This is a genomic window from Paenibacillus sp. FSL F4-0236 (assembly GCF_038000135.1).
GTDB lineage: Bacteria > Bacillota > Bacilli > Paenibacillales > Paenibacillaceae > Paenibacillus_AQ.
In genome coordinates this window covers 1363201-1388229 of the sequence record NZ_JBBOBK010000001.1, presented here as the reverse complement: position 1 = coordinate 1388229, position 25029 = coordinate 1363201, and the positions used below count along the sequence as shown (strand labels likewise).

The 25029-nt window shown below is 42.6% G+C and carries 18 protein-coding genes; 6 read left to right on the top strand and 12 right to left on the bottom strand.

Features of this window, described 5'->3' with window-relative positions; genetic code table 11:
• Window positions 1-151: 151 nt before the first annotated feature.
• Entirely contained in the window at window positions 152-2260 is a 2109-nt protein-coding gene (locus NSQ29_RS06285; RefSeq protein ID WP_339266073.1) for a methyl-accepting chemotaxis protein, read from the bottom strand.
• A gap of 181 nt (window positions 2261-2441) precedes the next feature.
• Between NSQ29_RS06285 and NSQ29_RS06280 the strand changes: the two genes are divergently transcribed.
• On the top strand, window positions 2442-2846 hold the full coding sequence (locus NSQ29_RS06280) for a CBS domain-containing protein (RefSeq protein ID WP_042189973.1): 405 nt from the start codon (window positions 2442-2444) through the stop codon (window positions 2844-2846).
• A gap of 81 nt (window positions 2847-2927) precedes the next feature.
• Here the strand turns inward: NSQ29_RS06280 and map are convergent, their stop codons facing one another.
• The 6 genes from map to NSQ29_RS06250 form a co-directional block, all read right to left on the bottom strand.
• Complete coding sequence (gene map, locus NSQ29_RS06275; RefSeq protein WP_042129378.1) at window positions 2928-3674, bottom strand: type I methionyl aminopeptidase; 747 nt, start codon at window positions 3672-3674, stop codon at window positions 2928-2930.
• 239 nt (window positions 3675-3913) lie between these two features.
• Window positions 3914-5638, bottom strand: coding sequence for an assimilatory sulfite reductase (NADPH) hemoprotein subunit (gene cysI / locus NSQ29_RS06270; protein ID WP_339242568.1), 1725 nt, complete (start codon window positions 5636-5638; stop codon window positions 3914-3916).
• A 45-nt stretch (window positions 5639-5683) separates the two neighbouring features.
• The gene (locus NSQ29_RS06265; RefSeq protein ID WP_341126737.1) at window positions 5684-7546 is read right to left on the bottom strand and encodes an assimilatory sulfite reductase (NADPH) flavoprotein subunit; all 1863 of its coding nucleotides are present in this window, start codon (window positions 7544-7546) and stop codon (window positions 5684-5686) included.
• 267 nt (window positions 7547-7813) lie between these two features.
• Window positions 7814-11071, bottom strand: a complete 3258-nt coding sequence (locus NSQ29_RS06260) for an ATP-binding protein (RefSeq protein WP_143759559.1) — start codon at window positions 11069-11071, stop codon at window positions 7814-7816.
• Window positions 11058-11432, bottom strand: a complete 375-nt coding sequence (locus NSQ29_RS06255) for a response regulator transcription factor (RefSeq protein ID WP_076284629.1) — start codon at window positions 11430-11432, stop codon at window positions 11058-11060. The genes NSQ29_RS06260 and NSQ29_RS06255 overlap by 14 nt, the downstream gene beginning before the upstream one ends.
• Before the next feature lie 21 nt (window positions 11433-11453).
• Complete coding sequence (locus NSQ29_RS06250) at window positions 11454-13085, bottom strand: diguanylate cyclase (protein ID WP_076284628.1); 1632 nt, start codon at window positions 13083-13085, stop codon at window positions 11454-11456.
• A 217-nt stretch (window positions 13086-13302) separates the two neighbouring features.
• Here NSQ29_RS06250 and NSQ29_RS06245 point away from each other — a divergent pair, with 217 nt between their 5' ends.
• Together NSQ29_RS06245 and NSQ29_RS06240 are read left to right on the top strand one after the other, a co-directional pair.
• Window positions 13303-13572 (top strand): ACT domain-containing protein, encoded by a 270-nt coding sequence (locus tag NSQ29_RS06245; RefSeq protein ID WP_042189980.1) that lies wholly within the window; start codon window positions 13303-13305, stop codon window positions 13570-13572.
• A gap of 13 nt (window positions 13573-13585) precedes the next feature.
• Entirely contained in the window at window positions 13586-14941 is a 1356-nt protein-coding gene (locus NSQ29_RS06240; RefSeq protein WP_256716384.1) for a PFL family protein, read from the top strand.
• Window positions 14942-15031: 90 nt separating this feature from the next.
• On the opposite strand, the gene NSQ29_RS06235 is transcribed toward NSQ29_RS06240, so the two are convergent.
• Window positions 15032-15442: a hypothetical protein gene (locus NSQ29_RS06235; protein WP_256721644.1), complete on the bottom strand. Its 411-nt coding sequence runs from the start codon at window positions 15440-15442 to the stop codon at window positions 15032-15034.
• 392 nt (window positions 15443-15834) lie between these two features.
• On the opposite strand from NSQ29_RS06235, the gene NSQ29_RS06230 reads away from it, so the two are divergent.
• Entirely contained in the window at window positions 15835-16686 is an 852-nt protein-coding gene (locus NSQ29_RS06230) for a glycosyltransferase family protein (RefSeq protein ID WP_341124576.1), read from the top strand.
• A 13-nt stretch (window positions 16687-16699) separates the two neighbouring features.
• Window positions 16700-17773, top strand: a complete 1074-nt coding sequence (locus NSQ29_RS06225; protein ID WP_341124575.1) for a glycosyltransferase WbsX family protein — start codon at window positions 16700-16702, stop codon at window positions 17771-17773.
• A gap of 28 nt (window positions 17774-17801) precedes the next feature.
• Here NSQ29_RS06225 and NSQ29_RS06220 read toward each other — a convergent pair whose 3' ends face one another.
• Window positions 17802-19265, bottom strand: coding sequence for an MFS transporter (locus tag NSQ29_RS06220; protein WP_149646877.1), 1464 nt, complete (start codon window positions 19263-19265; stop codon window positions 17802-17804).
• Window positions 19266-19429: 164 nt separating this feature from the next.
• Here NSQ29_RS06220 and NSQ29_RS06215 point away from each other — a divergent pair, with 164 nt between their 5' ends.
• The gene (locus NSQ29_RS06215) at window positions 19430-19849 is read left to right on the top strand and encodes a MarR family winged helix-turn-helix transcriptional regulator (protein ID WP_341124573.1); all 420 of its coding nucleotides are present in this window, start codon (window positions 19430-19432) and stop codon (window positions 19847-19849) included.
• 305 nt (window positions 19850-20154) lie between these two features.
• Here NSQ29_RS06215 and NSQ29_RS06210 read toward each other — a convergent pair whose 3' ends face one another.
• The 3 genes from NSQ29_RS06210 to NSQ29_RS06200 are packed head-to-tail and all read right to left on the bottom strand — an operon-like array spanning window position 20155 to window position 24963.
• Window positions 20155-21825, bottom strand: a complete 1671-nt coding sequence (locus NSQ29_RS06210; RefSeq protein ID WP_339242586.1) for an extracellular solute-binding protein — start codon at window positions 21823-21825, stop codon at window positions 20155-20157.
• A complete protein-coding gene (locus tag NSQ29_RS06205) occupies window positions 21822-23225 on the bottom strand; it encodes a response regulator transcription factor (protein WP_341124571.1) in 1404 nt (467 codons plus the stop codon). Before NSQ29_RS06205 ends, NSQ29_RS06210 begins: the two co-directional genes overlap by 4 nt.
• Window positions 23218-24963 carry a sensor histidine kinase gene (locus tag NSQ29_RS06200; RefSeq protein ID WP_339797314.1) on the bottom strand — a complete coding sequence of 582 codons (1746 nt, stop codon included), beginning with the start codon at window positions 24961-24963 and terminating at the stop codon, window positions 23218-23220. The genes NSQ29_RS06205 and NSQ29_RS06200 overlap by 8 nt, the downstream gene beginning before the upstream one ends.
• Between the last annotated feature and the right edge of the window lie 66 nt (window positions 24964-25029).

Sequence of the window (25029 nt, the reverse complement as noted above, 5' to 3'; positions counted from 1 at the left end):
ATGTGAATTAGCAGGTAACTACTTTCGATATATTGATTATAGCACATCCGATGGCATGTAGATACCTTTTAGATTATGTAATAAATGGAAAAACCCTAATCCTTTAGAAAAGGACAGGGTTTCCCACCTGTAATCACGATATCACATCAGTTTAAATTTTAAAATAAGACAATTTGTCCAGCAAATCTTGCACCATTGAGCTGAGAGATTCCGTCGAAGCTGAGATTTCTTCCATAGAAGCAAGCTGCTCCTCTGAGGCTGCTGCTACACTTTGTGAATCTGCGGACGCTTCTGATGCAAGTTCGGCTAATACTTTTACACTAGCTGAAATTTGCTCTGTACCAGCAGTCATCTGCTGTGCAGCTGCAGATACTTCCTGAATCTGATCTGTAACCTGTGTCATTTCAGCAAGAATCGATGTAAACAAAAGATCACTGTCAGATACACCCTGCACACCGATACGTACTTGCTCATTACCAACAGCCATAGCCTGTGAGGCTTGATTAGTATCTTGGACCACATGTTCGACTAATTCAGTAACTTGTTCGGCAGCTTGTTTCGTTTGATCCGCCAACATCCGTATTTCCGAAGCTACTACAGCAAATCCACGACCTTGTTCACCCACTCTGGATGCTTCAATTGCTGCGTTTAATGCCAATAGATTAGTCTGTTTACTAATATTCGAGATCAAACCAATAATCCCACTAATCTGTACAGATCTTTCACCTAGTCGTTCAATCGCCAGACTGGTCTCGTCCACGGATTGCTTAAGCTCTGTCATCTGGTTCACCGCCATTTGAAGCTGTGCACTGCCTCTCTTCGTTTGATCGGTTACTTCATCTGCAGATGCAGACACCGCTGATGAAGAGTCAGCGATTCGTTGCACTCCAATGCTAAGATCGCTCATGGCCAGAGAAGATTCTCCTGCATAACCATTCTGCAGTTGCGCTCCCTCGGCGACTCGTCCAATAGCCACAGCAATCTGTTCAGCAGCTTTCCCTGTCTGTTCCGCGTTCGCTGTCAACTCTTCAGAAGTAGCACCCACTGACATCGATAAATCAGCCACAAGTCCAAACATTTCTCGAAGCTTATATGTCATCTGATTAAAATGTGAAGACATCTTACCGAATTCATCATCATTTCGAACCTGCAATGTTTGTGTTAAGTCCCCTTGAGCCATAAGCTGCAATTTCTCAGATAATACTCGAAGCGGTTTGATCACCATTAACCATAATTGTAAGACTATAACTATTCCTAGAATCAGCATCCCAACAATCATGATAATAAATGATTCTGTTTTCGTTTGTTCGTAATCAGCCATGATTGTAGCTTTAGGAATCGCAGTCTGCGTATACCATACCTGATCGCTTTCTGGCAGTGGAATCGGAACAAAAATACGAAGTACATTTTCTCCTTTCGAATTATTGGTGTACCCCTGAACCGACTTCCCATTCTTCACTTGTCTCCACAGTGCAGCTTTCTCTTCCGTATCACCGAAATCTTTAAGTACACTTTCTGGATCATTAGGATTAGCTGCATATTTACCATTACCCGTGACTAGAGAAACGTATCCACCCATAGGTTTATATTTCTCAGCATCCTCCTGGAGCTTTGATAACGAAACATCAAATCCTACCGTCCCAAGAAAAGTGCCCGATTTGTCCAAAATGGGCAGCATAACCGAAATCATCTCTATAGCCCCACCAGTCGTCTCATAGGAATAGGGTTCAATGTAGATCGGTTTTTTCTCTTTTTTAGGTATAAGGTAATAATCACCCGCACCTTCTACATCGTAATTCTTTAAGGGTTCAACCGTTATTGAACCTTGATTCCTAAGAACATAAGGAATAAAACGCCCCGTACCATCATCATATGGCGTCTTATTGATATTAGCCTGATCATTTTGATCGAAGGCATTGGGTTCCCACACTGTACTAATTGCAAAAAGCTCGGGTCTATTCTCAAGCATCGATTTCATTGTAGAAATAACTTCTTCACGACTCAAAGTTTGATGTTCTCTTGATTCAACCAGTACTTCTGTGAATACCTTTGCTGCCGACTCTATGTCTACCATACTATTCTGAATAGTTTCCGCATAACTTCGCCCAGCAACTTCCGCCTCTAGTTCACCGTTCGATATGCTCACACTTCGCAGATTAAGCAGATTCGCGATTAGACTAAAGAAAAAGATAACAATGATAACTAAACTTACTACCAGAACAAATTTTACCGTTAAAGAAAGCCTACGATATAACGCCATCTGAACAACTCCACTCTAGGATAATATACCTTATCTTTAATCGACAAAATACGACTATCACTAAATAGGTCTTTTCACCTATAATTAAATAATAAAATTTAAAACACCTATCCCTTCAAAAAGTATGTTTAAATAAAAGTAGCCTAACTAAAAAAATCTCAATACAAAGGAGTTCATGCCGATGGAAATATCCTCTTTTTTGTTGCCTAAAGATCAAGTTGCCTATATCACTAACTCACTATCCATGCTGGAAGCCTTAGAACAATTAGAGCAGCACCATTATACGGCTATCCCTATTATTGATAATGAAGGAAAATATGTAGGAACACTTTCGGAAGGGGATCTATTGTGGAAGCTGAAAAACACAGCAGGTCTAACTTTTGACAATATAGGAGAAGTTCCAGTAAGCGATATCCAGAAGCATGTTCATAACGAGAGCGTTCTCATAAATGCCGAAATGGAGGATATGCTGACGCTCGCCGCAGATCAGAATTTTGTTCCTGTGATTGATAAAGAAGGCGTGTTTGTCGGAATTATTCGTCGAAAAGATATCATTGAATATTATACTCGCAACATTACTGATTAACTGATTAATTGAACAACAAATAGACCTGATCAGCAACATCATGAGAAGATGAAGCTAATCAGGTCTATTTCCCACCCTAAATTATAGTTCAGTCAGAATAATGGTTCCTTGAGGGGTGATAGCTAATGTATGTTCATACTGTGCTGACAGACCGCCGTCAATGGTACGTGCAGTCCAACCATCCGCATCAATTTTTGTTCTGTAGCTGCCTGTGTTCAGCATCGGTTCAATGGTAAATACCATCCCCTCTTTAAGACGAGGTCCTCTGCCAGCTGGACCATAGTGAGGTACCTCTGGTGCTTCATGCATTTCTGAACCAATCCCATGGCCAATAAAATCACGCACAACAGAAAAACCATTAGACTCTGCGTAAACTTGAATAGCATGAGCGACATCCCCGATACGGTTGCCTGCAACTGCCTGCTCGATACCACGGAATAAAGATTCCTTTGTGGTGTCTAGCAATTTAGTCGCCTGCTCACTAATGTTGCCAATCCCATATGACCAAGCGGAATCTGCCAACCAGCCATCTAAGTTAACTACCATGTCTATGGTTACTATATCTCCATCTTTAAGTGGTTCCTTTTTCGGAAATCCGTGGCAGATTACATCATTTACAGAGGCACAGGTTGCGTACGGATATCCGTTATATCCTTTTTGCTCAGGAGTTGCTCCTTGAGACAGTATAAATTTTTCTGCAAATTCATCAATCTCCCAGGTAGTAATTCCCGGCTGTAGAATTTGCGCAATTTGACGATGACATTCAGCGAGAATTTTTCCCGCCGCACGCATTTTTTCGATTTCTTCCATCGTTTTCATGATAATCATAATATCGCCTCTTCTGTACAGAACACATCACTCTCGGGCAATGGCTCTTCTTTTGTATTTAGTTTCCCCTTTATATTATGAAAGAAAAACACGAGAAATCCAAATCATTAACCAAAAAAAATATTTATTCCTGTCTGAAACTAAAAAACTCCCCTTATTCTAGGTAAGGCCAACCAACAAAGAGGTGTCCCAGCAGCCATAATGCAGGCTCTGGGACACCCATTTCAGTCTAAATTAGATTAGTCATGAAAATTAAGACCTGACGAAACCGCTTTGACATAACCTGCACGGATCACGAAATCTCCAAAATGCTCGCTATGCAGACGTTCTTTTGAATAACGATGAAGAATTGGCTCTAGCGTCTCCAGAATCTCTTTTTCATCTATGTTTTCTTTATACATTTTGTTCAAGCGATCTCCCGTAAAACCTGCTCCCAAGTACATATTATATCTGCCTGGACCTTTACCAATAAACGAGATTTCGCCTAGTGCCGGTCTTGCACACCCATTAGGACAGCCTGTCATTCGGATCACGATTTCCTCATCGCGTAGACCAGCTTCATCAAGGACAAGCTCTAGCTTATCAATCAACGAAGGCAAATAACGTTCTGCTTCAGCCATTGCAAGTCCGCAGGTTGGTAGCGCCACACAAGACATCGAACTGCGTCGTAGCGCAGACAGATGAGCTCCGTCCGTAAGTCCATGCTGTTTAGCCAGCTCAGCCACTTTTCGCTTTTTGGCAGTGGTTACGTTAGCAATCGTTAAATTCTGATTCGGCGTAAGCCGGAAATCCCCGGTATGAATCTTGGCAATTTCCCGCAGTCCAGTCATCAATGTGTACCCTTCTTGGTCATGAATCCGTCCGCTTTGGATATAAAGCGTCAAATTCCATTTTCCATTCGTACCCTTCACCCAGCCATAGCGGTCTCCATTATGGTCGAAATGGTACTCACGTGCCGCCTCAAGCTGCCATCCGAGTCTTTCATGCAGCTCATCGACAAACCATTCCAGACCGTGGCGGTCAATCGTATACTTGAACCGTGCATTTTTGCGGACAGAACGATTTCCATAGTCTCGCTGAATCGTTACTGTCTTCTCCGCTACATCGATCAATTGATCAGGACGGCAAAAACCAATGATGCGGCCAAGCTGAGGATACGTGCTGGTATCGCCATGCGTCATTCCCATACCGCCGCCTACAGAAACGTTGAACCCTACCAGCTTATCATTCTCAAGAATAGCGATGAAGCCTAGATCCTGTGAGAACACATCTACATCATTTGAAGGGGGCACCGCAAGACCAATCTTGAATTTACGCGGTAAATATACCGGACCATAGATCGGTTCAACTTCTGCCCGATCTCCTAAACTATCCACTACCTTTTCACCGTCTAGCCAAATTTCATGGTAAGCGGGAGTACGTGGGGATAGATGATCACTAACTTTGCGCGCCCATTCATAGACTTCTGCATGCACCTCAGATTGATAAGGATTCGGATTGCTCATTACGTTACGGTTGACATCCCCACAAGCTGCAAGGGTTGTCATTAGCGTATCATTGATGCTTCGAATGGTCTTTTTTAAGTTCCATTTGAGAACGCCATGCATTTGAAATGCCTGTCTTGTAGTCAGACGTAAGGTTCCGTTACCATACTTCTGTGCCAGATCATCCATCACCAGCCATTGTTCCGGTGTAGCTACACCACCTGGGGCAACTACGCGAAGCATAAACTGGAATGCTGGCTCCAGCTTCTGACGTTCCCGTTCATTGCGCAAATCTCTGTCATCCTGCATATAGCTTCCGTGAAATTTAAGCAGCCGATTATCATCTTCAGGTAGACCACCCGTAATCGGATTGCTTAGTGTCTCAACTAATGCACCCCGCAGATAGTTACTCTCCGATTTAATATGCTCAACATCACTTGGAGGCCCGCCGATCGGCTTAACCTTCTCATTGTTTGCCATTGTTGTTATCTCCCCCCGAAGTCATTCGATAACTCCATCTATCCATTAATAGACATCACGCTGGTAACGCTGCGTCTGTTGCATATCTTCCAGATAAGCCGCTGCCGCTTCAGGGCTCAGTCCGCCCTCACTCTGAATCACCGTAAGCAGTGCAGAATGAACATCATGCGCCATGTACTTCTCGTCACCACAAACGTAGATATGAGCACCTTCTTGCAGCCATTCATAAACCTCACGACTCTTTTGTAAAATGCGATGTTGTACATATACTTTCTCTTCGGTATCACGTGAGAAGGCGACATCCAGCTTACTTAGAACGCCATCCTTTAGCATTCTCTGCCAATCAGTCTGATACAGGAAATCTGTTACAAAATGCCGATCCCCATAGAACAGCCAAGATTTCCCTTCCGCTCCCAGTTCTCCACGTTCCTCGAGGAAAGAGCGGAAGGGTGCAACACCTGTGCCTGGTCCGATCATGATGATCGGCGCATCCGGATTAGTCGGCAGCTTAAAGTTAGGATTATGCTGAATGTAAATAGGCAAAGTATCTCCCGGCTCTACTCTTTCTGCGCAATGCACTGAGCAGACACCGTAACGTTCCCTACCGTGAGCCTCATAACGTACAGCTCTGACGGTTAGATGAACCTCATCCGGGTTAGCTTTATAACTGCTGGCGATAGAATATAGGCGTGCAGGAAGCTTCCGCAAAATCGTCACAAAACTGCTGGCTGGACCTTCCCACGGTGAGAAGTCCTGGATCAAATCGAGTAGATCGCGTCCTTGAATATACGCTTTAAGCTCCGAAGCACGGTCTGGAGCTAATAACTCACTCAGCTTGTTTGAAGCAGACAGCTTTGCCGCTTGCTCCAGCAAAGGTTTGGTCAATACAGTGATTTCATAATGATGCAGAAGTGCCTCACGTAAGGCTCCTTCATCACCTTTCTTATTAAACGGAACCTTATCATTAGGATTCCAGCCCATAGTATGAATAATAGCGTCCACCAGTTCAGGATGATTCTCTGGGTATACTCCCAGTGCATCCCCAGGTTCAAACTGTATATTAGAGCCTTCAAGCGATAGTTCCAAATGGCGAGTCTCCCGGTCCGAACCGCGTCCGTTCAAATTCAGATTCTCCAGTACCTCTGCCTTAAAAGGATTATTACGAGTATATAGAGGTTCTTGTGACTCTGCGTCCTCCGCGGCTTGAACCGCTTTTGCAGCAATGGCTGGAGCATTTAAATTTGCATTTAATGCACCAATTACACCTTCAAACCATTCGGCAACGGAATCGTCATAATCGAGATCACAATCTACACGTGGACTTAGGCGCTTACCACCAAGCTCCTCTAACCTCTGATCGAACTCTTTACCCGTCTGACAGAAAAATTCATAAGAGGTGTCTCCCAGAGCCAGAACTGAAAACCGCAGGTTCTCTAATTGAGGAGCTCTTTTACTGTAAAGAAATTCATGAAAAATCCTTGCATTATCAGGTGGTTCACCTTCTCCATGAGTACTCACCAATAGAAGTAGATTCTCAACCTTTTTAAGCGCTGTAGGTTTGAAATTGTTCATCGCGGAGAGTGTGACCTGAAACCCTTGCTCTTCCAGCTTGCGGGACAAGCTCCCCGCAAGTCGCTGGCAATTCCCCGTTTGCGAACCAAATAATATGGTCACTTCCCGTGAGGCTGCTGGTTGGCTCGTTACAGCAGCGCCAACCTCTGTATTTCCAATCGTATTCGATGGCACTTGAAGTTCAGCACCTGCTGGCGCTACCGCCGTAGTACGTCCAATCGCGGACAAAAATCCACTAAGCCATATTTGCTGCGTCTCCGTTAAGGTTGGTAGAAGACGATTGAGAAGCTCGACTTGGTTCTCGTTAAAAGGACTGTTCGTTACCTGTAGTTGCAACAATATCCACCTCTCCTAAACATGAAATCTGGTTATGATCCGTGCCTCAATTGAATTTATCTGAGCCTTTTTTAGAACCTCATAAAATCAGGCTATCACAATATTTGTAAACGATCAATGAAGTCATTTTCACCTAAAAATTGTTAATTATTGAAAAAGTATCAATAAAGTACGTAAAAACCGATCAAAACAGTATGATTTGCCCTGTTTTGATCGGTTTCATTATAAAAAATGATACTATTTATAAAATATTGTGATAAATAAAAACTATAAATCCTTCTTACTTTCGGGAAATAATACCTCGCCTACCCCTGTCTTTATCTTCACAATCTCTTCAAGCGTATTTGATAACTCACCTGGCGGATAAGGCTTCGTCAAATACTTCTGTATCACATCATTCAATTGGTTCTTATCTGATTGATCCAGAGCAGAAGAGATAACAATCGGAATATTCTCTGTTCTCGAATCCTCTTTTAGCATTCGGATCAAATCCCAGCCGTCCAGTTCTTCACCAAGCATCAAATCAACCACGATCGCAACAAATGGTGTTTTCAAGGCTTGATCAAAAGCTTGCTGTGGATGATAGTGATGGGTAACACGGAACCCCTTCCCTTTTAGCTCTTCTGATAAAAGCAACGAAAGACTATAATCATCTTCAACAATCATTACATTAGGTTTGAGCTCTTTATCGGCATTCCATTTATTCAGCTCATCTTGCTGCCGACTTGCTTCTGCATTAAGGATTGGGAGGCTAAACCAAACGGTTGTCCCTTCTCCCTCTACCGAATCAATACCGATGGTTCCCTTTTGTTTCTCAATAATTTCTTTACAGATGGCAAGACCGAGACCTGTTCCACCAATTCTTTTGGAGGCACTGTTGTCCACTCGTCTGAATTTTTGGAATAGCTGTCCGATTTGATCCTTTGGAATGCCCAGACCATTATCCTGGATACGCACAATAATATGATCCGGCTCATTATGCAGCAGTACCTTCACTTCATTGTTAGAGGGTGAGAACTTGATCGCATTACTTAACAAATTCGTTAGAACTTGAACGATCTTATCCTTGTCCACATCTACCTCCGCATTCAGAGCCTCATCCACCAATAGCACATGATGTGTGCTACTAAGTTTATATTGATCTATAACCCCAAGGACAATTTCACTAAGATTTACATGCTCCGTGATATACTGCTGCTTCCCTGACTCCATTCTCTGCAGATCCAGAAAATCATTAATAAGCTCAGTCAACCGCTTCGCTTCCTTATGAATCGTCTCCAAATACTTCAGCTGCTTCTCAGGCTTCATGGTTTTGGACAATAGCAGTTCCGTGAATCCTAATACACTCGACAATGGTGTTCTCAGCTCATGACTTACCGTACTGACAAGATCAGATTTCATAAGATCCAGCTCGTACTCCCTAGTGATATCTCTATATACAAACAATGTACCAATTCTAAGCTCCCGGCGGAAAACAGGAATCGCATAAACATCAATATGCTTCTTGGATTCCGTTCCAATAGAGTATTGCATACTGCTGGACTCCAGAGCATCCTCAGAGATTGCTTGTTCAAAAAACGACCGAAGCTCATGGTTCTCATTCGAGCGTTCGATGAAATAATCCATCCATTCTTTTCTAGGAGTCAGTGTACCTTCAATCCAGTCATAGTTAACGATGTTGCACAGCGCCTTATTCATCTGAAGCATCATGCCTTCTGTACTCACGAACTGAATGCCTTCGTTTACGTTATTCACGATATCGCGGTTCAGCTTTCGCCCATGTTCAATCTCTTCGTACATGAATAAACGTTCAATCGCCAGAGCTACGCGGTTCATCATTCCTTGAACCTCATTAATCTCTTCTTTACTGAAAGAATGTCCAATCCGGGTTCCGCAAAATACAGCTAGAATCTCATCTTCTGCATTTACAACAGTGGTATAGAAATCATAACAGTAGACCTCATTCGCAGAAATTCCCTGTTCCGATTGCGTAGCTAGACGCTTAATCAGATAGGTTTTTTCCGTCTTCAAACGATATAACATTTCATTGTTCTCATTATCGAGATAACGCGCTACATTTTCCTGAGGAATCCCTTTAACAGCCGCGATCTTATCTTTTACAAGAAGGAAGAAACTCGAATCAAATGAATACAGGTGATGCATGAACTGAATAAACTTATCTGCAAATTCTTGTTTATCTAAGGTGTACGTAATGTCATGATTCAGCTGATTATTAAGTTCAAGCATTTTTTTGGTCTGTTCTGTATTCTTCAGCGTTTCCGCTAACTCCAGCTGTACACTTTTCATAGAGGTGACATCATACGCGATAAAAATGTACTGATAAATCACACCCTCATTGTTCAGATACGGCACGACAGTCAGATGCATCCAGATTGGCAATCCGTCTTTAGTCAGAATCTGGAGTTCATTGCTCCATACCCCGCCCGTATATAATTTGTTGAAGATCTTCTGCATTTGTTCTCTAGATATATTATAGAGTTCAAATAACTTATAGGTAAAACCGATAATTTCAGAATTTTTATAGCCGGTATATTTGCTTAAATTATCATTCGCGTAGGTAAATACGCCTTTATCTGTAAGGATCCCCACCGCTGAGGATTGATCGAGTGCCTTCATCATACTCTCTATTTCACTAAGCGAACGTTGCAGTCTGTACTGCTGATCCTGAAGTTCATCTTGCTGCGCGTGTAGCTCTTCATTCTGCATCATCAATTCTTCTTCTTTGTCCTGAATACTTCTGGCCATATTTAGAAATGCATTATAAAGCCGACCAATCTCATCTTGATGCTTAAGCTTGCCGAGAAGAATTTCCTCACCGGCAGCCAAGGAATGAGTGGCCCCTTCCAGCTTCAAAATAGGATTAATCAAATTCTTAAGAATCCGCCAGATCATAAAGGTAAAGAACAGTAGAATAATCGTGCTAAAAAAGAAGGCGATAAAAGTGAATTCGTTAGCTCGTTTGATATAATCCATAGCCATGGTATTTAATGCTGCATCGGATCGCTGTCTGTACTCTTTCGTATACGTAAGAAAATCATTCACTGATTTAGTAATACCATCTCCGGATAGTACTCTCAAAGCTGCATAATCATCAGCCTCGACAAGCCGAATTGCTTCCGGTAAGGTTTTATTTTTATACTGGACATAAAATGATTTTAAACCATCTCTAAACAAGGCTTCTTCGGCGGATAAATTAAGATTAGAATACGTATCCAGTATTTGATCAAATTTTACTAAGGCTGCATTTAAGAGCTTTAATTCATTCTCGTCCTTAAGCAAAGTGAATCCCCTAGCTCGGAAAAACACCTCATTTAACGTGCTCGCCATCTCGCTGATCGTGTCTGCTTTATACTGCAAACTTTCACGTTCTCTACTTAATTCATCTTGCTCATAGTTTATGAAAATAAAAAAAACAGTTCCCATAAGAATGATTAAAGAAAACACTAATACAATGATGCGGAAATATTTATTTTTGATGCTGTGATTAGCGTTACTTTTCTTCACCACTCAGGATCCCCTCCACAATCTGCAAGAGTTCCATCGGACTAAATGGTTTCGGCATGAAGTAACGCGCACCTGCTTCAACTGCTCGAATTCGATCTACATCTTGAGCTTTGGCCGTTAACATTAATATAGCTGTAGTTTTCTTTTTCTCCTCATCCAGCTGCTGAAGCACTTCAATCCCTGTCATTTCCGGCATCATATAATCCAGAATCACCAAATCATAAGGATCCGTAGACAGCTTAGTTAGAGCTTCCAACCCATTCTCCGCTGTGTGAATCTCAACATTCTCCAAATCTTCCAATGTATCCTCGATTAACATCCGTAATACTTCTTCATCATCCACTACCATTATTTTTTGCATATTCGCACAATTCCCTTCGTGTTAGAACAAAAATCTATGAGCTAACCGTTCCATTCGGGACAACAGCTCAGGCATATGGACAGGTTTTACTACATAATCATCGGCACCCATCTGCAGAGCATGTACAATATCCGCCTGATTATTTCTCCCTGTCAGCATGATCACTAATATATTCACTTCCGGATACGTCTTGCGAATTCTTTCCAGGACTTCAACGCCATCAAGATCCGGCATCACACCATCTAGTAGAATGATATATTTCTCATCTATGGAATACCAATCCGATTGCAAGAAATCCAGCCCATTCGCATAACTGCTGATATTCACCTCAGCAATATCCTCCGGCTCCCAAGTATCAATCTGATGAGTCACTATTTTTCGAATCAACGCATCATCATCCACAACAATTACATTTAGAACCGAATGCTTTTTAGTCGACGATAAATGGTCCGTGTAGAGTGTAGTCTGATTCCTTCCGGCATCTTTGCTGGCATAGAGAGCTTGGTCTGCTTCTTCTACAATTTTATCGGCAATATTCTCAGCTTCTGTTACCTCTGATATCCCACTCGAGAAGGTCACATGAAAGACTTCATTCTTCGCAAAAAAGTCGGTGGCAGCAAATTGCTCCTGAATACGGTTTATTACTGTCAATGCAGAACTTGCATCCGTATTTGGCAGAAACACAGCAAACTCTTCTCCACCGAAGCGGCAAAAGGTATCTTCCATGCGAATCGAACCCTTTACAAGCTCAGACAAGGACTGTAATACCTCATCTCCGATTAGATGACCATATGTATCATTAATCTTTTTGAAATAGTCCAGATCAATCAGTGCTAAAGAAAACACCCGTTCCGTGCGCTTAAAATCGCAAATCAGCTGCTTCATCACTTGATTAAAGTGTTTTCGATTAAACGCACCCGTCAATTCATCCACAATGATGGATTCCTGCCACTCCCGCTTTAACTCAAAGCGGTTTTTAATCAAAGCCAGAAATAAATCAATATCTACAGGCTTCGATAAAAAATCCATCACACCCAGCCTATACGCATGCAGTTGAGTCGCTTTGGAGTACTCCCCACTTATAATGATGATTGGAATACGTTCTTTTTTGGCTTTGCCGATAATTTGATTCAAGACCTCAATTCCGCTGATATCAGGCAAAAGAATATCCAGAAGAATTAGATCCGGTTTGGTTTCATAAAAAATCTTGAGACCTCGTTCAGCGGACAAGGCTATGCTTACATAATAGTTCTGCTTCTCCAATGATTCTTTTAAATAAGCCACTAATTCTACATCATCATCAATAAGCAAAATATCATTATGTGGGAGCGCATCATCATTTCCTTTTTTGTCTAACGTCTTAACTGAACCTAGAGAAACCGATGAATCTTGGTTAAACAGTGGAATAAGCGGATACAAATAATCGCCCCACTCTTCAATAGACCAGCTCTTAAGGCTACTTTCCATGAAATAGGGCAACGTTGCATCGGCAAACTGTTCAACTTCTTGTAACCCCACTGTTCCTGCCGTACCTTTCAAATTATGCAAAAAACGATAAATGTCCTTCTCGTTAACTTCCGACAGTTCCGACCATTCCTGGAGGGTTTGTTTGGTCCGCTCTTCAACCATATTTTTATATTTTTGTGTAGTCATATTTACTCCTTCAGAGTATCGTATCAATCTCTCACTTCATCATATTTTTCATATACTGTCAATCGAATTTTCTTTAAATTCATAGGACTTTATATAAAAATGATCAAATGGACAAAAAACCTTTGGTTGAAGCTTGCTTCAGCATTTGTAATAATGATTGGAATGGTTCATTCCGTTTACACGGCGTAATCACCATATACAAAGGGAGGCTGTATTTATGAAGGGGATTATTACTGTATTAGGAAAAGACAAAGTAGGGATTATTGCCAAGGTATGTACATATCTTGCCGAGCACAATTTGAACATTCTGGATATTTCTCAGACGATTGTACAAGATTATTTTAACATGATGATGATTGTAGACATTTCTGGCGCGACTAAAGCATTTGAGGATATTGTTGAGGATTTACATTTGATCGGAGAAGCGATCGGCGTGGAAATCAAGCTTCAGCATGAGGATATTTTTAATATTATGCACCGCATTTAGGAGGATGACCATGATATCACTGGTGGAAGTACAAGAAACGAATAAGATGATCCGTGAAATGAATCTGGATGTACGTACTATAACGATGGGGATCAGCCTCATGGATTGTGCACATACAGATATGAGAACTTTTAACCAAAACGTATACGACAAAATCACTAGATCCGCCGAGAAGCTCGTCAAAACAGGTGAAGATCTGGAAAGACAATTCGGTGTACCCATTGTTAATAAACGGATTTCTGTGACCCCTATTGCTATTGCTGCTGGTGCCGTGAAGACGGATACGTATGTGCCTGTAGCGGAAATTTTGGACAAGGCTGCCAAAGAAGTTGGCGTTAACTTTATTGGCGGCTTCTCTGCGCTTGTGCAAAAAGGGTGCACCAAAGGTGATCGTATTCTAATCGACAGTATCCCAGAAGCACTCGCAGTCACTGAAAGAGTCTGTTCTTCCGTCAACGTCGGCTCCTCCAGAAGTGGAATCAATATGGATGCTGTGAAATTAATGGGTGATATCATTATTCAAACTGCGGAACGCACCAAGGATCGGGATTCCATCGGCTGTGCTAAGCTGGTTGTCTTCTGTAATGCTGTCGAGGACAATCCTTTTATGGCTGGAGCCTTTCATGGGGTTGGTGAACGGGAATGTGTCATTAACGTTGGCGTCAGTGGCCCGGGTGTAATCAAGCGTGCATTAGAGGAAGTGAAGGGGCAGGACTTCGAAACCCTGTGTGAAACGATCAAACGGACTGCGTTTAAAGTTACGCGTGTGGGACAACTAGTTGCGCAGGAAGCATCGAAACGGATGAACGTGCCTTTTGGGATTATCGATTTATCTCTGGCTCCAACACCAGAAATTGGGGATTCCATTGCGGAGATCTTTCAAGTCATGGGTCTGGAAGAAGCTGGTGCACCAGGAACAACAGCCGCTCTGGCGATTCTAAATGACAATGTTAAAAAAGGTGGCGTGATGGCCTCCTCCTATGTTGGCGGACTCAGTGGAGCCTTTATTCCAGTTAGTGAAGATCACGGAATGATTCAAGCCGTACAGCGTGGTGCTCTTACGCTTGAGAAGCTAGAAGCCATGACCTGTGTATGTTCTGTGGGACTGGACATGATTGCTATTCCGGGAAGTACTACCAAAGAGACGATCTCTGGCATCATCGCCGATGAAGCTGCTATCGGAATGGTCAACAACAAAACAACCGCTGTTCGCGTCATTCCTGTCATTGGCAAGGATGTAGGCGAAATCGTAGAATTTGGTGGCCTACTTGGATATGCGCCTGTCATGGCTGTTAACGGATTCAATTGTGCCAACTTTATCAACCGAGGCGGACGAATTCCTGCTCCAATTCACAGCTTTAAGAACTAATAGAAACCTCAAACAGCAAGTCCCTATTTGTACCTAGGCGACTTGCTGTTTTATATCGTTCAGAGCTTGAAGATGTTAATGTTATCAGATTTAAGCCCGCTGGATCCCAATATTAGGTGTTCCCCCGGTCAAATCGATAAATAATACATAGTCATTTCCATCCGTGCCCTTCAGCACGAGTCCTGTCTGACTTGCAACTCCCACAGCGAAATATCTGACTTGCTGAAGGCTCGTAGGTGCTGAAACTGGTGACAAAGCCTGATTCACCGCGATCAAACGGGTCGCAGTTTTGATGGTGCCTGCACCGCTAATCTCACCGGTAACCCCCAAATGACCGAGCAGGGACTGACTGCCATTCACCTGAAGGCTTCCCATAATAGTCTGACTACCATTTAATTGCAAGTTTGAATCGATAGTCTCATTCCCGTTGACATGCAGATCATTTTGAATGGTCTGACTTCCTGTAACAAGAATATTATCGAAGGTTGGCAAGACGATCATCCCTTTCAGGTTTTATAGTATATCTTATGTTAGACAAGACAATCCGGTCATAGATAGATATACATCTTTTACTAAATCCGCTTTTTCCTTCAAGATTCAGATTAATGGTCTTATACCTAAAGTCAAATGAACCCCCCACACATATAATGACTAGCAAGACTAGGTGCTAGAGCGAACGACTGGCTCCAATGAATACAGGAGGAATTATGAAGAAGACAGCTACTAGGCTCACTCCTCAAAGGACCTCAACTCACGAAGTCTCCATCAGCCAAGTTCATCAATCGCAACACCATAATCTCATTCTCGAGAACTCTTACAGAGCGGAAACCATAACACGGGAACTAAAGCAATTAAGAGTATTGCTTCTGGTCCCCTCAGAGATAAGTGATAAAATGCCTAATGTACGACTTTTTAAAGATCAGCTAAGGCATCTGGTCAAAGAAGTACTTGCCATTAAGTTACATCATAATCTAGAAGAATATTTAGCCCAGTATCAGCCTGATCTGATACTAGCCTTGGGATCAGAATCCCTGTTCCCTGAGGAGAATATTCCTGCCCTCAAAGCTTATAACGCTCCTAAGGCCGTATGGATGGCAGATGCGACCTGCCTTACGCGAACAGAACGTAATCTAGCGCTGTTATTCGATTATATTTTCACACAGAACATAGCTAATCTAATCTATTATCAAGGTTTACGTGAGAAACATTCGTGCTACCTCCCTTATGCTCCAGATACAGAACTCTATTATCCAAGACGTGTGGAGAACCGTTACCACAGTGACGTACTCATTCTCGGCCATTTTCAAATGAATAGTGTTCTTGACACCCTAGCTCATTCGGAACTACTTCATGGTCTCAAGATAATGACCTTTGGTAGCGGGTGGGAGCCCACCAAAAATTTCATAGACATCACCTACGATAAAACAGAAATATCTAACTATTATAATGGAGCAAGGATCATCATCAATTGCACAGGATCTGTGCAGCAAATTATGGAGGTCGCTGCTTGCGGTGTATTTCAGTTCGTGGAAGATCATCCCCATTTTCAAAGTTACCCCATCACAGAAGAAGGCCTTATTCGTTTCCAAAACTTTAAAGAGCTCTCTGAGAGCTTCAAGTACTATATTGCTCATAGTGATGCAAGGAGAAGTTCGGCCACTCGTGCTCTAAAAGAAGTGAAGTACAATCATTCGTATCTTCAGCAGGGAAAGCTGCTTCTCAAAAAAATATTCACGGAACCATAGGGGGTGACTTGACTTGAAATGCATCGCTTTTGTATTGCCTCAGTTTCATCAGATAGCAGAGAACGATTCCTGGTGGGGAGAGGGATTTACAGAATGGACAAATGTCAGGAAGGCTACAGCCCTTTATCCTGAACATGATCAACCGAAAAAACCATTAAATAATAACTACTACGATTTAACGGACCCTAATGTGAAACAATGGCAGGCAGAAACTGCAAAAGCTCATGGCATTTACGGTTTTTGTTATTATCACTATTGGTTCAATGGCAGGCGACTTCTGGAACAACCGGTTCAGCAGATTCTTGCCAGCAAAGAGCCTGACTTCCCCTTTTGTCTGTCTTGGGCTAACGAACCTTGGACACGAAGCTGGGATGGCACTGAAGAAGATGTCTTGATGCCACAGGAATATGGAGAAGAACGGGATTGGCGAATGCATTTTTATGCTTTGTTAGAGGCTTTCAAAGATGAACGATATATTTGCGTAGACGGCAAACCAGTATTTATTATCTATAGATCCTCCAGCATCCCTCGGTGTGATGAAATGCTTCAATGTTGGCGTGATTTAGCACAGCAAAACGGACTTAAGGGCCTTCATCTTGTCCGGACACTGGGCGGATTCCCCCTAAAGACAGAGCACGGGTTCGACGCCAGTCTAGAATTCGAGCCTCACTACACATTCGCACATGGTGGTGTAAAGCACTTATGGAGTTCCAAGCAGGTGGAGGATCAAAAGCATATTGTCATTGATTACGATGAATTATGGGAATCTATGTTAGAACGGACACCTCATAGGGATGGGGAAATTATATATCCGGGAGCATTTGTTAACTGGGATAATACACCACGCAAAGGTGCTGCCGGACAAAGTACTTTAGGTGCAAATCCTCACAAATTCGGTCAATACCTGTCACGACAAATTGAGAGGACCAAGAAGATGTTCAAAAGTGATTTTATTTATATTAACGCTTGGAACGAGTGGGCTGAGGGTGCCTATTTAGAACCGGATGATCATTATCGGTATCAATACTTGCAAGCCATTAAGAAAGCCCTTCAATATCATCACAAAGAAGATCCTTCCACGCCGTAGCGTCAGAAGGATCTTCTTCTTTTATTCCTTATGGTCTTTCCGAAGTCTGCACTCTGGCGCTTCTTGCACTAATCATTCTCCAACCCGTTAGCAGTGCAGCCACAAAGCATATGGATGCCGAAGTCATGAACACTACATGCATCCCACTGATGAATAACTCTGGTCGACCTGGAACTAGACCTGTTACCCGATAACCAGCTTCACTGCTCATCACATGAAAGAGAATCGTCGTAGCTATCGTAATACCAACGACCATCCCCACATTACGAACAAGCGAGTTGACGCTGCCCGCAGAACCAAGCTGAGTTCTAGGCACCTTAGACATCACAAGTGAATTATTTGGCGACTGAAACAGACCACTCCCTATTCCTAACATAGCGATCCACACGCCTACCAGCACAACAGAGCTTCCTTCATGAAGCTCAGCTAATCCAAACTGAGCAATAACCATGACTACCAGCCCTGCAAAAGTTAGGAATTCAGACCCGATTTTATCCGATAAAGCACCGCTTATTGGTGCTACGACTACCATACATATCGGTAACAGCATCAACAGGAATCCCGCTTCAAAGGGCGATAGATTCAGCATATTCTGTGCATAAAACGGCGCGATGATATTAAAGCAGAAGTTCGCTGTAAACACGAGAAACCCACATAAAATACTTAATGAAAACAACGGATTCTTAAATAATGACAATTGCAGAAGCGGTTCTTTCCGGCGAAGCTCCGTCCATAAGAAAGCAATGAAGCTGACTATAGCTACGATTAAAGACGTCACAATTAAGCTATCGCCATAACCGAGCTGCTGTCCCAATAAAAGCCCTGCGAACAAACTTATGATAAAAATAGCGAAGAGTAAACTACCCGGAACGTCTATTGTAGATTTCGTCCTAGTTAAATCCTTAGGCAATACCTTCCAGCCTAACAGGATAGCGATCACTCCAATAGGAATGTTCACCCAAAAGATATACTCCCAGCCTAATGTCGAAACCATAATCCCACCTAAGCTAGGGCCAGCTATACTTCCCAGAGACACGAATGTACCTATGAAACCAAGCGCTTTACCCCGCTCATTGGCAGGAAAGATATCCGTAACTATTCCCTGGCTGTTCGCCATTGTCATCGAAGCTCCGATAGCCTGAATGACACGCGAAGCAAGTAAAGCAGGTAAACTTAAACTAAATCCACACAGCATAGAACCAATAACAAAAACTATCGTACCAATCTTAAAGATTCGAATCTTCCCGACAATATCTCCAAGCTTCCCGAAGAAAAGAATCGCAGCACAAATTGCCATCAAATATCCTGTGGTTACCCATTCGATTTGTGCCATAGGCAGCTTCAATTGTTTCGATAATTCTGGCAGAGCGATGTTGACAATACTACCATCAAGTGTGGACATGAAGGTGAAAATATTCAGAACAATTAAAATCATCCAGCGTTTCTTCTGAATTTCCTTGTCTTCCTGATAGGTTGCGCTAATAGAACTCATAAACTAACACCTCATTGAATATAAAATCAACGTTTAGTTGCGTACGCAACAAAACTTACTTACCCAGTGTACATCAATTTAGTTGCGCACGCAACGACTTTATTGTACACTTTGTCTCAGAGTAGCAAATGCGCGAACTATAAACCCAAAGAGGTGTCTATATCTTGGAAAAAGAGCCTATAGGAAAGTTGATTTCCTATTTTCATCGTCAAAATCAAAAGCAATTGGTAAAAAAATTCATGCCCTATGGAATAGGTAGTGGCGGGCAACATAGTTTTCTAAAACTAATTACTTCCAGACCAGGGATTACACAAGATCAACTAACTTCTGAACTAAAATTCGATAAAGCCACCACCGCACGCTCCGTGAAGCAATTAGAGAATTCGGGTTATATTGAACGTAAACCAGATCCTAATGATCGACGCTCTCAACTACTGTATCCAACGCCTAAAGCAATCGATTTCTCGCCAATTCTTCAGTCTATTTTAGATGATTACAACAAGAGCCTAGTTGGTAAATTAACCAACGAGGAAGTAGAGCAGCTTCGCAACTTACTTCAAAAAATCAGCACTGACGAAGAATAGGACAAAAAAAGAAACTGTCTCAAAAGTAGTAAAGGCTACTTAAAGGACAGCTTCTTTTTTTGAGAATTATTAGGGAAAAGCTCCCTAAAAATCAGAGTAATATCGGTATTTTCCAACAAATCAGCAAAATTATAGGGAGATTTTCCCTAATTATTAGTCAGATGAGCAGAAATCTCAGAATTACAGGGAGAAATTCCCTAATTATCGATCAGTGCTCCCGTTTCCTTGGTGAGGACACTCCACTTTTCCACAATCAGTCCATTCACTCCGCTACTTTTAGAGAAAAAATCTATATCATCCCGTGCTCACTTCACCTTTACAGTTTCAGCAACTTCTTTCGTAATCGCCTCCCCGCCGAGGCTCTTCCATTTCGCTACAAAAACATCAAAGTCACTAAGCGGTGAATCGCCCACAATGATATTCAAAAATGTCTCGCTCTCCAGATTTTGCAGCTCCGTCCACTTACTCTTCATTAGTTGGGTGTTTCCGTAAAATACTCCCCGCACTCCCTCAATAGCAGTTGAGGTTAAGACGGCAACTCCATATTTATATGCATTCGCTGCTTTCCAGCCTTCCAGATCTTTCTTTGGTTGTTCAGTGTCCTCCACCCATTGATCATAAATGAGACGGGTATCTGGATTTAATGTTTCCGGGTCTATTTTGCCATGCAAAGCTTGCTGGATATCTGCATAATGTTTCTCTATCGCATCCGAATAATCAATTAAAAGGTCAAACGGATAATAAGCACGCAGCTGAATTCCTGTTTGCGCAGAGAAATCATCCAGCTTCTTAACTTCCTCCGAATTAGGGTCTTGTCTTCTCTCAAGTCTTGTAAACACGTTCAACTGCTTCATAATCGCCTCTGGATGCTCGAAACCTTTACGCACAACAAGGTAACGGTCTGTTACCGGAGCCAAATGAGCAACAAACTTACCAGACTCATCAAGTGGAGCAGCATACGCTCTCCATTCTGCCTTCGTATCGAGAGCAACCGCCTCTGACAAAGGATAATATGGCATCCACCACGGGCCAAAGAACATGCCTGATTTCCCTGTAATAATAGGCTCTTGCGTTTCTTTATAAAGTGCAAAATTAGGGTCCAAGAGCCCTCTTTTATACCAATCAGCCAGTTTGGCAAGCGCTTGTTTGGTCTCAGGTGTAATGGATCCATATACAATATTCCCAGCGTTATCCTTGATCCAATTGGTGGGAAAAGCATGCAATGCACTAAACACAGCATCCAGACCATTTACTAATGGCTTTGTCCCATAGATGATATTCTTGTAGCCGCTAAGTCCGACCGTATCTCTTTTGCCATTGCCATCGGGGTCCTTCTCAATAAAAGCCTTCGCTATGTTCTCAATATCTTCGAAGGTTTGCGGTGCCTGCAGCTCCAGTTTATCCAGCCAATCCTGACGCACCCAGAGCAGAACAGGCGAATCCGCATCTATGGCTACATTAGGCAATCCGTATAATTTGCCGTATCGAGAAGCATCGGATAATGCCTCACCCTGAGTAGAATTGTACATATCCTTAATTAAATCAGAGCCATATACATTGTAGGTCTCTGTAAGATCCTCTATCATGTCATTATCAATGAGTTTCTTCAATTGATCTCGATCAACAACCATCGCATCCGGCAAATCATTGCTATCGATCGCAAGCTGTGCTTTTTGATTAAAAGCATCTTCACCCTTCGCTTCCCAAGAGTGAACTACCTTGATATTCGTAATGCTCTCCAAATAACGGGTGATAGGATTGTTGTCGTTGCTGTCACCTGTATTTAGCCTGGAATCGGGAACCTTAAATCCTACACGAATCACGATCGGATCTTCGTATTTGCTATACGCTATAGAAGCATCTTCGACCTCACCCTGAGGACTTCGAGTAGAATCTACTGTTTTGTTCTGGTCACGGCATGATGTAAGTCCGATCATCATTACAAGTAAGAGGATAGATCTACACAATCTCATCATTGGTCCTTCCCCTCCGCACGATATTCACTCGGGAGTTGACCAATACGTTCTTTGAACAGTCTACTGAAGTAACGGTCATCTTCAAAGCCAGACCTTGAAGCAATCTCACAGACGGGTAATGAAGTCTCCCGCAATAATGATTTAGCCAACTCAAGCCGCATTCCCCGTAAACATTCACCGAATGTCTCCCCGGCAAAACGAGCGAAACATTGACTGAAATAACCACGGCTCATATTAATTTCCGCCGCTACGTCGCTCTGATTGATTTTGTCACCTGCATGGCTCTGCATGTAACGAACTGCGCGAATAAGGCAAGACATCACCTCTTTAGTCAATCCTAGCTCGAGCATTCTCCTTCCCACATGATCAGAAAATCGGCGCAGCCAGGTCTTCCAATGACACCAGTTCAAATTAAACGAAATATCCCGTTCCAGTTGAACAGCATCCTCTGACTTCAAAAGTAAAGAACTCCAGCTTTGCAAAAGGGAATGGGCGAATGTTAGAAATCTATCCTGTCTTGGCTTCTGCAGGAGTATGTTCGTTACAAAATTCTCCCATTCGTTTCCATTAATCGTCCACTTGAGATTTTGAGCTTGCACGAATAGATCAGCTTCATCCGGTTTTAAATGGGGAACCGCTATTTCCTTTTTTAGTTCCTCATAATTTAGAAAGGTCAGTTCTTCAGCACTAGAATGATAAAATAGCATATGCCGAAGCTTCGTGGTGAGCTGCTCCTCCAATTCCTGTAGTGACTGATCTCTTAACCCACTGATGAGCGCGGTCTGCCATCTCCCAGAAAGCTGGTTCTTAAGCTCACGCTTCCCCTCCACTTCCGAGAACCGGTGAAACAAGGGCGACATCCACATCTCATGAAAGGTAATCAGCGGATTATTCTTCACGAAGGATAGGTGAAATAACTCTTCTTCATTACAGTGGCTGCTTAATGGTAAATAGAGCAGTGCCTTGTCTGCAGCTATCCTTTTACCTTCACCATGAACCAGTGCATCCCTTGTATTGTCCTCCCATTTGATGCGATCGACCAGGCGACGTATAGTCTCGTCCGCATTTTCCATCTCCAATAGAGTTTTGACAATATAATCAACGGCTCCTAAACGCATGGCCTCCTGCACATAGTCAAACTCATGATGGCAAGTAAGCACAACACAGCGAATACCTGCGAAACGCTGCCTTACTAGTTTAATTAGCTCGAACCCAGAAATGCCGGGCATGGTCAAATCTACAAATAACAGATCCACATCCTGTTGTTGAAGTAGCTCCAAGGCCGATTTGCCATCTCCCGCCTCACCGACAATCACAACCCCTAAGGATGACCAATCAATTAAAGATATGAATCCTTTCCGCACAAGTCTCTCGTCATCAACCACTACAGCCTTAATCATCGAAGTCCTCCTTACCTTTCCTCGGAATCACGATAGATACAACCGTACCTTCCCCTAGCTTGCTATACATCTCTAGCTTCATTTGTTCTCCATAGTAGGTTCTGAGCATCCGGTTCACGTACGAGAATCCGATTCCGAGCCCCCGTTTCTTGGCGCCATCCTCTGACAGCAGTTGATCTAACGTATCCACATCCATTCCAGCCCCATTGTCTCTTACACACAGCTGAACTTCTCCTTCACCATGCTCTGTAATCAAGACGTCCACCCTGCCATTATCGCTTAGTCCATGATAAATCGAGTTCTCAACAAGAGGTTGAAGTAAGAATCTGGGGACAGCCACAGACAATACATCCTCATCAGCCTCTACGTTAAATTCGAATTCATAGTCATAACGGATGCGCTGCAGTTCCATATAATTTCGGATCGCTTCAATTTCCTCTCCAAGGGTAACAATGATGCTTTGTTTGCCCAGATTATAATGCAGCACCTTTACAAGAAGAGTAACCAGCTTGTCGATCTCCTTCTGACCGTTAAGCCTTGCCATCCACTGCACCGTATTCAATGTATTATGCAAAAAGTGAGGGTTAATCTGGCTAAGTAGCTTTTCAATCTCGAATTGGCTTTTCTGCTTCTCATTATGGGCTACCGCAACAATCAGCTCATTCACCTGTTTCTTCATCTGCTGGAAGTTACTAAGCACAAAATCAAACTCTTCCACATTCGTGTAGGCAACCGGAGAGGTAACATTTTCCGCCATTCGATTAATTTCAAGGTTAACCTTGCGCAAAGGACCATAAATCTTTTTCCAAATCATCCAAGCCAGAACTCCGGCAAAGAGTAGTGTCGAGAACGCGAGCAGGATCATTTTATAGAACCAAGAATAAATTTCACTGTTGAATTCGGACTTTTTAACTACTGCAATAAGCTTCCATCCCTGTGGACTAGCGTATCGAAACAGATGATATCCGGTAAGTGTTTCATGTGATAGATTAGAGTTGCTTCCAGCAGCTTTGATAATTCCTTGAGGTAATTTACCATCAATGACATAAGTGCTAGTGCCCTCTTGATTCACAAGTAGATGGTTTACTTTCATTCCGTAAGATTCCTGATTAAATATTTTGCGAAGCAGGCTGTAATTCGTCTCTAAATAAATATATAGCTTATGTTCACCTGGTACGCGTACAATGCGCTGTTCTGAGAACACGAGATTATCGCCGACGGCATACATCGTAGAATGCGGTCCATAATAATCGGCCCCGTTATATCGCATAAAAGAAGGTAACGTACTGATATCGAAATTTCTGCGCGCACTCATATTCGTGAACAGAACCGGATCATCACTGCTTGGCATAATGTAGGCTGTAAGTCCAATGTAGGGATTCGTGAAATTAACGAGGTTGATCTTCTGGTTGATGGAGTTCATCATTTGCGATTTGCGATAAATTTGCTTTTCCTGAATAAATGAGGACATTTCTTCCACAATCTGACCATCCAGCGCAAACTGTTTAGAGGCAAAATCCATATTGTCGATGGCATTCTCCAAGCTAGAGGCTTCCTGTTTCAAGCTTGCACTTATACCATTGCCAATTTTCCCTGAAAGAATAGAGTAAATAGAGGTGTAGGTTACGAATCCTACTAAGAGAAGCGGAAGAAGTGTTCCGATAACTAGATAGATGAATAAGGTATTCCGTAAGGATTTGACAACTGGGGTATGATTACGCTTAAGTACTCTTACCATCCGAATGATCCTCTTCCTTCTTCCTGTAAGCGTTCTATATATATCAATGTGAGAATACCACATTTA

Excerpts from the sequence above, each read along its gene's own strand:
- NSQ29_RS06285 (WP_339266073.1), bottom strand. The coding sequence starts at position 2,260 with ATGGCGTTATATCGTAGGCTTTCTTTAACGGTAAAATTTGTTCTGGTA.
- NSQ29_RS06280 (WP_042189973.1), top strand. The coding sequence starts at position 2,442 with ATGGAAATATCCTCTTTTTTGTTGCCTAAAGATCAAGTTGCCTATATC.
- map (WP_042129378.1), bottom strand. The coding sequence starts at position 3,674 with ATGATTATCATGAAAACGATGGAAGAAATCGAAAAAATGCGTGCGGCG.
- cysI (WP_339242568.1), bottom strand. The coding sequence starts at position 5,638 with ATGGCAAACAATGAGAAGGTTAAGCCGATCGGCGGGCCTCCAAGTGAT.
- NSQ29_RS06255 (WP_076284629.1), bottom strand. The coding sequence starts at position 11,432 with ATGCAAAAAATAATGGTAGTGGATGATGAAGAAGTATTACGGATGTTA.
- NSQ29_RS06250 (WP_076284628.1), bottom strand. The coding sequence starts at position 13,085 with ATGACTACACAAAAATATAAAAATATGGTTGAAGAGCGGACCAAACAA.
- NSQ29_RS06245 (WP_042189980.1), top strand. The coding sequence starts at position 13,303 with ATGAAGGGGATTATTACTGTATTAGGAAAAGACAAAGTAGGGATTATT.
- NSQ29_RS06235 (WP_256721644.1), bottom strand. The coding sequence starts at position 15,442 with ATGATCGTCTTGCCAACCTTCGATAATATTCTTGTTACAGGAAGTCAG.
- NSQ29_RS06230 (WP_341124576.1), top strand. The coding sequence starts at position 15,835 with ATGCCTAATGTACGACTTTTTAAAGATCAGCTAAGGCATCTGGTCAAA.
- NSQ29_RS06220 (WP_149646877.1), bottom strand. The coding sequence starts at position 19,265 with ATGAGTTCTATTAGCGCAACCTATCAGGAAGACAAGGAAATTCAGAAG.
- NSQ29_RS06210 (WP_339242586.1), bottom strand. The coding sequence starts at position 21,825 with ATGATGAGATTGTGTAGATCTATCCTCTTACTTGTAATGATGATCGGA.
- NSQ29_RS06205 (WP_341124571.1), bottom strand. The coding sequence starts at position 23,225 with ATGATTAAGGCTGTAGTGGTTGATGACGAGAGACTTGTGCGGAAAGGA.
- NSQ29_RS06200 (WP_339797314.1), bottom strand. The coding sequence starts at position 24,963 with ATGGTAAGAGTACTTAAGCGTAATCATACCCCAGTTGTCAAATCCTTA.